Below are 12930 nucleotides of genomic sequence, written 5' to 3' on the forward strand. Positions count from 1 at the left end.
GCAACCCGAACTGCCGAGTAACTCGGTTTTTCCGCGCATCTCCGACCGTCCGCCTCTCCACTCTCCCGAGTAACTCGGTTTTTCCGCGCATCTCCGACCGTCCGGCTCTCCACTCTCCCGAGTTACTCGGTTTTTCCGCGCATCTCCGACCGTTCGCCTCTCCACTGACCCGAGTTACTCGGTTTTTCCGCGCATCTCCGACCGTTCGGCCCTCCACTTGCCCGAGTTGCTCGGTTTTTCCGCGCATCTCCGACCGTTCGGCACCCCACTCGCCCGAGCTGCTCGGTTTTTCCGCGCATCTCCGACCGGCCGGCTCTCCGCTCGCCCGAGTTGCGCATCTCCGACCGTTCGGCCCACCACTCTCCCGAGTTGCTCCGCCCCGCATCCCGACTAACTCGATTTTTTCGACTTAATGGCTCGACTGCGCACCACTGGCTGACATCCTGGCTCGCAAACGTATCGCACAAAGGCGACTGCCGTCCCCCATGTTCCCTGGACCGGCTGCTTCGGCTCGTCGTTCCGGAGACAAAAACAAAAAAGCCGCCCGCATGCCGATGGATCGGCAGACGGGCGGCCAGAGCTTCCTAGGTGCGGTCAAATGGAGTTACGGCCGCAGCTGCTCCAGAAGGCGGAGCAGAAGCATCGCGGCCTCGGCGCGCGTCACGTCCGCCTCCGGATGGAACTTGCCGTCCGGAGCGCCGAGCAGCAAGCCGCGCGCGGCCAGCTCACGTACCGCGTCCGCCGCCCAAGGGCGGATCGAGGCGGCATCTGCAAACGGAGGCGCCGAGGACGCTGCCGCTCCTGCAACGGAACTTCCGGCAGTCCCTTCTGCTTGCGCGCCGCCGCCTGCCTCCAGGCCGGCGCTCGCAGCGGCCTCGGAAGCGGCGGCCCCGCTCGCTGCCGAAACGCCCGCGAACGCCAGAATGCGCGCGGCGAGCACCGCCAGCTCCTGCCGGCTGAGCGCGTCATCCGGACGGAAGCGTCCGTCGGCATCGCCTTGCACGATGCCGGCTGCCTGCACGGCGGCCAGCGCCGCCGCGGCATTCGGGCGCTTGCCGGCGTCGCTCCATGCTGCCGGAACGGCAGGCAGCGCCTCCAGCTCGAACGCGCGGGCCAGAAGCAGCGCGATTTCCGCGCGAGTCACGCGGCGCGAAGGCTCGAACGAGCCTCCCGGCACGCCGGAAGCGATGCCTTTGGCCGAAAGCGCATGAATCGCCCCTGCCGCCCAGTGGCCGGCCGCCACGTCGCGGAACGCTTGAGCGGGCAGCTGCGCGACCGCGAAGCTGCCGGAGCTCAGCGTGCGCACGACGACAAGGCTGCCGGACCCATCCGGCGCTGCGAACGCCGGCGCGGTACGCAGCTTGCCTCCGGCCGAGCCGGCGACGAGCGCGGCCGTCCGGGCCGCATCCAGCCGTTCCGCCAGACGGAGCTGCAAGGAAACGTAGCCCAGCGAGCCGTCCGGCAGCGGCAGCGTCTTGCCGCCGGCGATCAGCTCGGCGCTCCAGCTGGCGGCGACGGCTCCCGTCACGCCGCCGCGCTGCGCTGCCGCTGCCGTAAGCTGCGCCTTCGCCGACGCCGGAGCGTCGCCGAGCGCAAGCCGCAGCGCTGCCGCCTTATCGCCCGCCGCGACAAGCCCGGCGAGCCCGGCCGCTTGGCGAGCCGACAGCTCCACCGCCCGGCCGTCCGCTTCCAGCCGCAGCAGGACGCCCGGCTCGGATGCCAAGCTCTGCAGCGCGGCGAGCGGCACAAGCGCGGCCAATCGGCCGTCCTCCGCGCGGTAAGCCTGCAGCCGCACGGAACGCTGTCCCGTGCGGACCGCTTCCTCCACGAGCTGTTCGTTGGCGGCAAGAGAAGCGTCTGCATCCTCGGCAAGCGCTGCTGCCGGAGAGGCTGTCGGCGAAGCCGTCGGGGCGGCGCTGGACGAAGGAGCCGGACTAGCTGACGGCGACGGTGTCGCCGACGGACCGCCCGGCTCGCTCGGACCGCCTGGTCCTCCCGGTTCCCCCGGACCGCCCGGACCGCCCGGTCCCCCCGGTTCTCCCGGCTCCCCCGGTCCTCCCGGCTCTCCCGGTCCCCCCGGCTCTCCCGGTCCTCCCGGCTCCCCCGGTCCTCCCGGTTCTCCCGGCCAGACCAGCCCTTCTCCCGTCGCCGCGCCGTCGGACGGCAGCGCTGCCGCCGCTGGCGCGCCCGGCGTCTCGGTCAGCTCGACCGTCGCGCCGCCGGCCCGGAACCGGCTGCCGAGCAGCGCTCCGCGCTGCTCCAGCCCTTCGAGAAATACGCGGCCCGCCACGCCCGGTCCGGCATGCACGCCCCAGGTGCCGGAGCCGTCCAGCACCAGATTGCGGATCGTGATCTCGCCTCCGGCCGCGCCCATCGGCTGGTTGCCGCTGACGTACAGGCCCGAGTACGTGCTGTCCAGCACATTGTTGTCGAAGAGGTCGATGGTCGCCTCGATCGGCAGGCTGTCCGTGAACAGCCAGATGCCGCCGAAGTCCTGCTTCCAGTTCGCCTCGCGCCCGCCGGTGCGGATCAGCGTGTTGCGCTCGACGACCGTGCGCCCGCCGAAAGGCACCGGATTGAAGCGCGTCGACAAGGCGATGCCAGCGCCGAATCCGACCGTATCGCTCAGCACGTTGTCCTGCACCTTGTTGTCCGAGCCGCCGAACACCGCGATGTTGTCCGCGAGCCACGGCAGCTGCACCGTGTTGTAGCGGACCGTGTTGCCGGACACGCGGGCGTCGTCCGCGCTCACGCCTTCCGGCCGCGCCGACCAGAGCGCGATCGAGTCGTCGCCGCTGTTGCGGACGTGGATCTGCTCGGCCATCGAGTCCCGCGTGCCGGTCGAGAAGTTGATGCCGTCCGCGTACGTATTGCGGATGCGCAAGCCCGCCGCGTACAGCCCGTCCGTGACGACGCCGCCGTCCTCGTCGTCGCTGCGCACCGACCAGATGCCGGCTTTGGCATGCTCGACCCATACCTGCTGGATCGTCGAGCCTCGCCCGAACGTGCCGTCGAACGCCGCCTCGCGCAGCTCGTCATGCCGAGCCGTCACGCCGACGTCAATCATGAGGTCGTACACGGAAATGCCGCCGCCGACGCCCATGAAGCCTGCGCCCTGCAGCTTGGAATGCCACATGCCCGCGCCGCGGATCGCGATGTCCCGCAGCTCGATCGGCCCTTGCCGCAGCTCGAACGTGCCGGCCGGAATCCAGACGCCCTCTCCGGCCCTGCGGGCATCCTCGATCGCGGCCCGAAGCGCCTCGGAGTCGTCCTGGCCGTCATTCGGCGCGGCGCCGTAATCGACGATCGACCGGTACCCGTCCGGCCGGGCATAGGCCGCCGGAGCCAGCTCCAGGTCCGCGCTGTCGATGACGACGTACCCGGCTCCGCTGTCGCCGCCGAACTGCAGGCGCAGCAGCGAGCCCGCCGGCAGCGTGCGGCCGAACCGCAGCTGCGACTCGTCGTAGAACCGGTGCGGATCGCCGTCCTCCGGCTCGTTGGACCAAGGATAGCTGCCATACACCCAGCTATGCTTGCTGGACAAGCCGATCCGGCCCGCATCCTCGCCGTCGACCGTCACGCTCAGCGCCGCGTCCAGCCCCGCCCCGTCGGCGCTGTCGGGCAGGACGTACCGCAGCGTCATCGCGCTGGCCGGCTCGTCCAGCCGGAACTCCACGAACTGGCCCGGCGCGTCCAGCAGGACCGCGCGGCGGCCCGAAGCCTCGGAGGCGAACGTCATGAACGCCCGGTCCGGCCCGACGACCGTGCCGTTTGTCGCCGCATGCTCGGCTTCATAGGTCAAAAAAGGCAGCGTCGCTCCGCGATAAGCGCGGCTGGTCGCGCCCTTCACCGTCAGCCGGTCGACGAGCAGCCCGCCGGCAGCCCCGTCCGGGAAGCTCAGCTCGACCGAGTTGGACCCTTCGCGCAGCGGCAGCGCGAGGGAGAGGTCCGTCCAGCCTGCGGCGCCGTCCAGCGCCAGCCGTCCCTGCGGCAGGCCGTTGACGGCAACGTCCGCTGCCCCCGAACCGCCCTCGGCCGCGACTCGAAACGCCGTCTCGTAGTCGCCGGCCGCGCCGGCCGCCACCGCCACGATGAGGCGGCTGCCCGCCTGCCCGATTCCGGCCGCATAGCCCGAGCCGCTATATCCGTCCCGCTGCAACGCCGCCGCCGCGCCGCCGCTCATGAAGCCGTTCTCGGCCTCGTAGCGGATATCGCCAGGCAGCTCCTCGAGCGTCCACAGGATGCTCTCCGGCGCCGCCCCCGTCTCGGCGGACGCCTCCAGGCGCAGCCCTCCGCCGGACAGCGCCAGCGCCTGTCCCGGCCGCGCCGCGCTGTGCAGCAAGATCCTGCCGCCGCGCGTCTCAAGCCGCCACTGCGCAGGCTCCGCCGCCGCTTCCGACGCTTCCACGGAGCGGATCTGGCCATCGGCGCCGACGGCCAGATAACGGCCGCCCGCGCCTCGCAGGCGCTGCCTGCCGTTGAAATCCTCCAGCCGCCACAGCGCGGCTGCTCCCGCGTCGCGGCCCGCAAGCGCCGATACGGCGCCATCGCTTGCCATGCCTGCATACCGATCCGCGCCGTTCCTCAGCCGGTAGACGCCTCCATGCGGCGCGGCCGGCGTCGAGCCGTCGCCGATCGCGGCGTCCTCCTCCGGCACGAAGCCGTCCAGCGGCGCGGCTTCCAGACGCCACTGCACCCGGGCCTTGTCCACCGAGCGCAGGCCGAGCTGGGCATACCCCTGGCCGTCCTCGATATGCACATATTCGTCGGAGCGGCCCGGCGACAGGCTGCGCAGCAGCGCCGTGCCGTCCGCCGGCCCGCGCTCCAGCGCCCAGCCGGAGCCGGAGCCGGTCCCGGCCGAGCCGGATTCGTCCGTCGCCGCTGCCGTCAAATAAGCCTTGCCCGCGCTCCAGCGAAGCCAGCCGCCCGTGGCCCGGTTCTGCAGCCGCCAGCCGCCGTCCTCCGCAGGAGCGGGCAGCCAGTGGGAGCGCTCGTCGCCCGGCTCCGCCGAGCCGTACAGCACCGCGCCGCTGCCGCCAGCCAGCAGAGCCTCGCCGCCGCTTTGGCCGATCAGCCGCACATAGCCGTCCGGCAGCTCGAGCGGCGGCTGCGGCTGCGGCTCTCCGCCTTCCGCGAACGTCTCGAAGCGCCATTTCGGACTGCCCCAGTTCGGATCGATCGGGTTGTACTCCGCCGTCTTGAGCTGATGCTCGACGTTCAGGTAGCCCGATGCGGACTCCGGACGCGCGTCCGCCGCGCTGCGGATGAGCCGCAGCCCCTTCGTGTCCTTCACGATCCATTCCGCAAGCAGGGAGCCGTCCGTCCGCTCCGCCACCCGCACCGGCTCGCGCGAGTCCGGCTTGACGCCTTCCAGCGTCATGTAATGTCCGGTCGCCCGGTTGCGGATCGTCTGGACGCCCTCCTTGCCCGGCATGTCCTCGACGAGCCACATCGCGGCCTCATCCGCCGCCGCGGCGTTGCCGTAGGCGAGCTTGCCGTCCTGCTCGAACAGATACAGCTCCAGATAATCGTTCTTGATGCGCACATAAGGCGACAGCTCCGCGTCCGGAGCCGGCTCCTTGACCGTCCACTCGGCAAAGGCGGCCTGCTCCGCTCCGATCGCGCCCGCGCGGGCCGTGCCGTCTCCTGCGGCCGCATGCAGCTTGAGCTCCGGCTCTCCCCATGCGGCGAAGCCGGCCTTGGTCCCCGCTCCGAGCTCGTCGCGGGCCGGCGTCAGGCTCCAGCGGACCGAATCGCCCGCTGCGCCCGCAGCCGCGAGCGCGAGCGGCGCGCCTGCGGCCGCGCGGCTCATATACCGGCCGTCGGCGACGTTCCGCAGCCGCACCGCCATGCCGTCGTCCTCGATCGCCCAATGCGACGACGGGTCCTGATAATCCGCCGCGAGCGAAGCGACGGCCCCGTCCCGGGCGGCCAGATACAGCCCCGAGCCGCCGTCCTGCAGCCGCATGGCCGGCGCGTCCGTCGCCGCTTCCAGCCGCCAGCTCGAGCTGCCCCAGCCGGGCTGCGCCCAGTCGCTGATCTGCAAAAAGCCGGTCTGCTGCTGCACATGCAGAATGTACGCCGGATGCTCCGCGCTGCGGAGCGTAAGCTTGCCGCCGGCCTGAGTCTCGACGAGCAGGTCGCCCGCCGAGCTGCCCTCCGGCAGCTCGGCCGCTTTCGCCGGCGCGTTCAGCGCGTCGCCGTCGTTGCCGAGGCGGTTCAGCACATGGCCGGTCGCCCGGTTGACGAGCCGCTCGCTGCCCGGCGTCGCGCCGGGCACGCGGAGCCAATGCGAGGCCGGGTCGTTCGCAACCGGCGTTCCGTATTCGACCTGGCCGTTCTTTTCATACAGAGCCATGCCCTTCCAATCGTCCACCAGCCGCACCGGCTCGACGTCCAGCGCGCGCTCCAGATGCCACACGGCAGAGCCCCAGGACGGCTGCGCCCAGTCGCTGGCGTTGGCGAAGCCGGTCAGCATCTGGATGTTCAGCACCTGGCCCGGCGCTCCCGGCACGGAGACGTTCACCGCGTCCGCTCCGTAACCGCCGCCGGCTGCCGATACGGTCCAGGCCGCCGCCGCGTCTTCGCGGGCCGCGAGCGCCACGCCCAGCGCATCGAGCGGATTCGGCGCGCCTTCCTTCGTCACCGCATGGCCGGTCGCCCGGTTGACGAGCCTTTTCGCTCCCCCCGGCCCTTCCTCCACGCTCCATTGGGCCGAACGGTCGGCGATCGCCGGGAATCCGTACCGCAGCTTCCCTTCCGCTTCATACAGGTAGTAGCCCTTCCATTCGTTCTTGAGCCGCACATACACGGACTCCCCGACCGTCGCTGCCGTCCCCGCGCCAGCGCTTGCGCCCGGCTCCTCCGCCGCAGCCGCCGACAGCGGCGGCAGCAGCAGGATCAGGCTGAGCAGCGCGGCCAGCAGCCGGCTGAAGCTTTTCCCCATCTGTCGTTCCCCCTCATGAGTCGTCCTTTCGTCTAAGCGCTTTCAGTTTAAGAAAAGACGGACCGGCCCTCTACCACAAACAGGACCTCCAAGAGCAAGATCGTGACCTGATGCGCAGGCCAAGGCCGCCGCGGAACGCAAAAAAGCCTCCCGCACGTATGTGCAGGAGGAGACAGAAAGGTTATGCTGCGGCCCGGAGCCCTCATCCGCGCCCACTCTCACATAAGCGCTCTGGGAAGGAGGCCGAGCGGACCGCAGCGCCGCGGATTTTGTCCTTGGCTCCGCCTAGTATAGCGCATCGGGCGGCTGAGCGCCTTATGAACCGGCAGGCAGCGGAGGGAAATGCTGCATGGAGAAAATGAAAGCGTTGCTCAAAAGGCAAACTTGCACATTGGGCAACAAGTAAAGTACGATGAAAACAGCTATTTTCAGTCCGCTTATTCAAGGAGGTGATTGACATGCGCCCGCACAGCCTGCGCGATCTTAAAAAAGAAGCGACCGCCCACGCCCTGGCCAAGGCGGCGTTCGAGCTTGCGCTCGAAAAAGGGCTGGACGGCTTCGTCGTCGAGGACGTCGTGCAGCGGGCCGGCTATTCGCGGCGGACGTTCGCGAACTACTTCTCGTGCAAGGAAGAGGCGGTCGCGATGATCGCCATGACGTTCGACGGCAACGTCGACGAAGACCAGGAGCTGCACATCGATCTCGCGGAGCGGCTCTCGCCGCTCGACGTGCTGCATCGCTGGCTGCAGGCCCGCTTCACGGCCGACCTGCTGGGAAAGGTGCGCGAGCTGTTCACGCTCTCGCGCCGCCATCCTACGCTGGAGCCGTTCATCCTGAGCGTGCTCAAGCGACTGCAGGCCGGCGCGGAGGAGGAGCTGCGGCGCTACTCCGCGGACGGCCGAGATATCGTCTACACCCATCTGCTCGCCGGAGCCGTATTCGGCGCGGTGCTGCCGATTCTCGACGGCACCCTCAAGGTGCGGCTGCCCGGCGATCCGGAGGACCGCGCGCCGGACGCGATTCCGTTCGAGCAGCATCTGGAGACGACGTTCGGCTATCTGAAAAGCGGCTTCTGACCGCCCTGCCCCAGCCCGCGCGGCGCTTCGCCGCCCGCTCGCCTCATCCCCCATCAAAGGAGAATGCATCCCATCATGTCCAAGCTCTTCTACAAGCTCGGCAAGACCGCCTTCGACAAGCCATGGGCGTTCATCGCCGCCTGGGTCGTCATCCTCGGCGCCGTCGTCGCCCTGATCGCATCCAATGGCGTGAGCGTCAGCTCCGAAATGAAGATCGAAGGCACCGAATCGCAAAAAGTGCTCGACAAGCTCCAGCAGGAGCTGCCGCAGGCAGCCGGAGATCAGGGCAGCGTCGTCTTCACCGCGCCTGACGGCGAGCGGCTCGACACGCCGGAGCGCCAGCAGGCGATCCTCGCCGCCATCGCCGACATCTACAAGCAGGAGTATGTCATCAACCCCGCCGATCTGGCGGCGGCCGCCGGCGCCCAGGCGCAGCAAGGCGCGGCTCAGGGCGGCCAGGATGCCGCCGCAGGCCAAGGCGCCGGCGCCCAGGACCAGGCCGCGGGCGCAGCCCAAGGCGGAGCCGCCGCAGGCGCGACCGGCGCGGCGGCGATGCCGTACGGCCCGCTGATCGTCGACGGCCAGCCCGTTCCCGGCGCGCTGATCGCCTCCGACGGCAGCGTCGCTCTGTTCCAGTTCCAATTCACGGTGCAAAAGACATCCGTCCCGACGGACGTGCTGAACGACATCATCGCCACCGTCGAAAAAGCCGAGAGCGGCACCGGCATCACCTCGCTGCCGAGCGACTCGCTGCTCATGCCGGAAATTCCGATCGGCGCCAACGAAGTGTACGGCCTCGTCGTCGCCGTCCTCGCGCTGCTCGTCACGCTCGGCTCGCTCGTCGCCGCGGGCCTGCCGATCCTGACCGCGCTCATCGGCGTCGGCATCGGCGTCGGCGGCGCGTACTCGATCTCGAGCTTCGTGCCGATGACGTCGTTCACGCCGATCCTCGCCCTCATGGTCGGCCTCGCGGTCGGCATCGACTACGCGCTGTTCATCGTCAACCGCCAGCGCCGCCTCATCCTCGACCAGGGGCTGACGGCGCGCGAAGCGGCCGGACGCGCCGTCGGCACGGCGGGCAGCGCCGTGTTCTTCGCCGGCCTGACCGTCATCATCTCGCTCTGCGGCCTGCTCGTCATCGGCATCGCCTTCCTGAGCACGATGGCGCTCGTCGCCTCCGTCACGGTGTTCATCAGCGTGCTCGTCGCGCTGTCGCTGCTGCCCGCGCTGCTCGGGCTCGTCGGCGAGCGCATCTGCTCGGCCAAGGCGCGCGAGAAAAGCCGCAAGGCCGGGGGAACGCAGAAGCACAGCTTCGCCCATAGCTGGGTCCGCTTCATCATCCGCTTCCGCTGGCTCGCCATCCTCGTCGTCATCGTCGCGCTCGGCGCGGCCGCCTTGCCGGTCCGCGACATGCAGATGGGCATCCCGTCCGGCGCGACCGCCAACCTCGACTCCGGCCAGCGCCAGAGCTACGACGCGATCGCCAAAGGCTTCGGCGAAGGCTACAACGGCCCGCTGCTGCTCGTGGCCGAGCCGCGCGAAGCCGGCGGCGCGATCGCTCCGGAAGCGCTCGGCAAGCTGGCGGCCGAGCTGCAGCAGGTGAAGGACGTCTCGATCGTTACGCCGATGGGCCTCTCCGAAGGCGGCAAGATGGCGATCCTGAGCGTCATTCCGAAGTCCGGCCCGACCGACGAGGCGACCAAGACGCTCGTCGAGACGCTGCGCGACCAGGACTCCGCCCTGTCCGCGGGCAACGGCGTGACGATCGGCGTCACCGGCTTCACGGCGATCAACATCGACATGTCGGCCCGACTGGCCGAAGTATTCCCGCTGTACATCGGCATCATCGTGCTGCTGTCGCTGATCATCCTGCTGCTCGTCTTCCGCTCGATCCTCGTGCCGATCAAGGCGACGGTCGGCTTCCTGCTGAGCGTGCTCGCCACGTTCGGCATCACGACCGCCATCTTCCAATGGGGCTGGATGAAGGACCTGCTCGGCTTCGATACGGGCGGCCCGATCATGAGCTTCATCCCGATCCTCGTCACCGGCATCCTGTACGGCCTCGCGATGGATTACCAGGTATTCCTCGTCTCCTCGATGCGCGAGTCGTACGTCCACGGCCATCGCGGACGCGACAGCGTCGTGCACGGCTACGAGCAGGCGAGCCGCGTCGTCGTTGCGGCGGCGGTCATCATGGTGTCCGTGTTCGCCGGCTTCATCTTCACGCATGACATCATGATCAAGCAGATCGGCTTCGCGCTGGCGCTCGGCATCCTGCTCGACGCCTTCCTCATCCGCATGACGCTCGTGCCCGCCGTCATGGCGCTGTTCGGCGACAAGGCGTGGAGCCTGCCGCGCTGGCTCGACCGCATCCTGCCGAACCTCGACGTCGAGGGCGACAAGCTGATCGCCGAGCTGAACGCGGCCGGCGGCGAGCGCGAGCAGGTCGCGAAGGTCGCTTCCGCGCGGAAGCCGTAAGGCGGACCGCAAGCGTTCCGATTCAAAAGGCACACCAAGCGTTCCATTTTAAAAGGCATACGCAAGCGCTCCAATTCAGAAGGCATACGCAAGCGCTCCAATTCAAAAAGAAGCGTCCCGACCCGCAGCGATGCGGGAGGGACGCTTCTTTTTGATGAAACGGATCGGGACGGCTGCCGAAGCGCATACGGCTCTCTTACGCGCCTCCGGCTCCCACGGCTCCCCATCCGGTCACCCCTTCGTCGCTCCGTCCGCCAGGCCGGAGATGAGGAACCGCTGCAGCAGCAGGAACACGGTGGCGATCGGGACAGCGATCAGGATCGTGCCCGCCGCGAAGATCGTGAAGTTGTTGGAGAACTTGTCGTTGATGAAGTTGTACAGCCCGAGCGCCAGCGTGTACTTCTCCGGCGAGCGCAGGATGATGCGCGGCGTCAGGAAGTCCATGAACGGCGCCATGAACGTGAACAGCGCCACGACGGCCAGGATCGGCCGGGCGAGCGGCATCAGGATGCGGAAGAACACCGTCAGATGCCCGGCTCCGTCCATCGTCGCCGACTCGTCGAGGTCGCGCGGGATCGTGTCGAGGTAGCCTTTGACGAGGAAGACGTTCATCGGCAGCCCGCCGATGGAATAGATCAGGATCAGCCCCGCGAACGTATCGAGCAGGTTGACGAGGTTCAGCAGCAGGTAGATCGCCACCATGCCCATGAGCACGGGGAACATCTGCAGCAGCAGGAACGTGTAGATGCCGTGCTTGCGGCCCGCGAAGCGGAAGCGCGAGAATACGAACGCCAGCATCGACACGAGCGAGACGCTGATGAGCGCGTTGAACGAGGCGACGATGAGCGTGTTTTTGTACCACAGCCCGTATTCGCTCAGCGGATCGGCGAACAGCCAGCGATAATGGTCCAGCGTCAGGTTGTCGGGAATCAGCTTGGCGCTGAACAGCGTGCTGCCGGGGTTGAGCGAGATGCTCACCGCCCACAGCAGCGGGTACAGGATGACGGCGAATAGGACCAGGACGATCAGGTAGATGCCGGACACTTCCAGCCGGGAACGCAGCGTGCGGCCCATCAATATCCCTCCTCGCGGAACGAGCGCGTCCGCCGGAACTGGTACAGGGCGAAGGCGGCGACGACGACGCCCATGATGATGCTGATGGCCGCGGCCATCTTGTAGTTGTTGTCGGTGAACGTCAGGTTGTACACCCAGGAGATGAGGATGTCCGTCGCCCCCGCGCTCTGGCCCGGCACCGGCGGACCGCCTTTGTTGAACAGGAAGATGATGTTGAAGTTGTTGAAATTGAACGAGTACTGCATGATGAGCAGCGGCGCGGTGGCGAACAGCACATGCGGCAGCGTGATGAAGCGGAACTTCTGCCAGCGGCTGCCTCCGTCGACGTCGGCGGCCTCGTACCAGTCCTTGGAGATGCTCTGCAGCACGCCGGTGAACAGCGTGAACACATACGGGAAGCCGAGCCACACCTGGATCAGGATGATCGCGGTCCGCGCCCAGCCGGCGTCGGTCAGCCACGGGATCTGAACGCCGAAGGGCGCGAGCAGCTGCGTGTTGATCGCCCCGAACGTATCGTTGAACATCGCCGCGAACACGAGCACCGTCATGAACGACGGCACCGCCCACGGCAGGATGAGCACGGTGCGGATCGCCTTTTTGAAGCGGATGCGGCTGTCGTTCACCAGCACCGCGAGCAGCATCGCGAGCGCGATCTGGAGCGTCGTGGCGACGAGCGTCCAGAAGACCGTCCAGGAGAGGACGGACAGCAGGCTCTGCGTCCACAGCGGGTTGACGAACAGCTCCTTGAAGTTGGCCCAGCCGACCCAGTCGAGCAGCTTCGCCGGCGGCGAATTGTACAGGCTGTAGTTCGTGAACGCCAGCGCGACCATGAACAGCAGCGGGAAAATGACGACCATCGCCAGCAGGATGAAGCTCGGCACGACGACGAAGTACGGGAAGCCTTTGTCGTAGCTGTCGTGGAACGCCTGCCGCATCGACGGGATGCGCTCGCCCTCGCGGCGGCGGACCGCGTCGCGCCAGGCGTCACGGATGTTCAGCCCGTAGGCGGCCAGCAGCGCGAGGCCGAGCAGCAGCGCGAGGATGCCCTCGGTCAGCAGCGTCCGGCTGTCGTCGACGTTCGGGTCCTCGCCGAGCGTGACGAGTCCTTGCAGCCCTTGGACCGTCCACGCCCCGAGCGACGCCGCCAGCGACAGCGCCAGCAGCAGCAGGATGGATCCCTTGATGTAGCGCCGGTTGTACAGCTGGCCGAGGCCGGGCACGACGGACAGCCACGCCGCCCGCTTCGGCGACGGCGCCCCGCCCGGACCAGGCCCGGTTTGCAGCGCATTTTGCATGATGACTCTCCTTCCTATCCCAGCTCTATTTCTCATGCGCGGCCGAAAAGAAAGCCTGCGG

General features: G+C 68.4%; 5 protein-coding genes. 2 read left to right on the forward strand and 3 right to left on the reverse strand.

The window, feature by feature from the left end; all coding sequences use genetic code 11:
* Window positions 1-604: 604 nt before the first annotated feature.
* Window positions 605-6946 carry an S-layer homology domain-containing protein gene (locus tag H582_RS33075; RefSeq protein WP_052332867.1) on the reverse strand — a complete coding sequence of 2114 codons (6342 nt, stop codon included), beginning with the start codon at window positions 6944-6946 and terminating at the stop codon, window positions 605-607.
* Window positions 6947-7404: 458 nt separating this feature from the next.
* On the opposite strand from H582_RS33075, the gene H582_RS0101805 reads away from it, so the two are divergent.
* Both H582_RS0101805 and H582_RS0101810 read left to right on the forward strand, forming a co-directional pair.
* Window positions 7405-8022: a TetR/AcrR family transcriptional regulator gene (locus H582_RS0101805; RefSeq protein ID WP_028597124.1), complete on the forward strand. Its 618-nt coding sequence runs from the start codon at window positions 7405-7407 to the stop codon at window positions 8020-8022.
* Between the two features lie 75 nt (window positions 8023-8097).
* Entirely contained in the window at window positions 8098-10500 is a 2403-nt protein-coding gene (locus H582_RS0101810; protein ID WP_028597125.1) for an MMPL family transporter, read from the forward strand.
* 231 nt (window positions 10501-10731) lie between these two features.
* Here H582_RS0101810 and H582_RS0101815 read toward each other — a convergent pair whose 3' ends face one another.
* Both H582_RS0101815 and H582_RS0101820 read right to left on the reverse strand, forming a co-directional pair.
* The gene (locus H582_RS0101815) at window positions 10732-11574 is read right to left on the reverse strand and encodes a sugar ABC transporter permease (protein ID WP_028597126.1); all 843 of its coding nucleotides are present in this window, start codon (window positions 11572-11574) and stop codon (window positions 10732-10734) included.
* Window positions 11574-12869: a carbohydrate ABC transporter permease gene (locus H582_RS0101820; RefSeq protein ID WP_052332868.1), complete on the reverse strand. Its 1296-nt coding sequence runs from the start codon at window positions 12867-12869 to the stop codon at window positions 11574-11576. Before H582_RS0101820 ends, H582_RS0101815 begins: the two co-directional genes overlap by 1 nt.
* Window positions 12870-12930 lie beyond the last annotated feature (61 nt).

The organism is Paenibacillus pasadenensis DSM 19293, assembly GCF_000422485.1.
Taxonomy (GTDB): Bacteria; Bacillota; Bacilli; order Paenibacillales; family Paenibacillaceae; genus Paenibacillus_O; species Paenibacillus_O pasadenensis.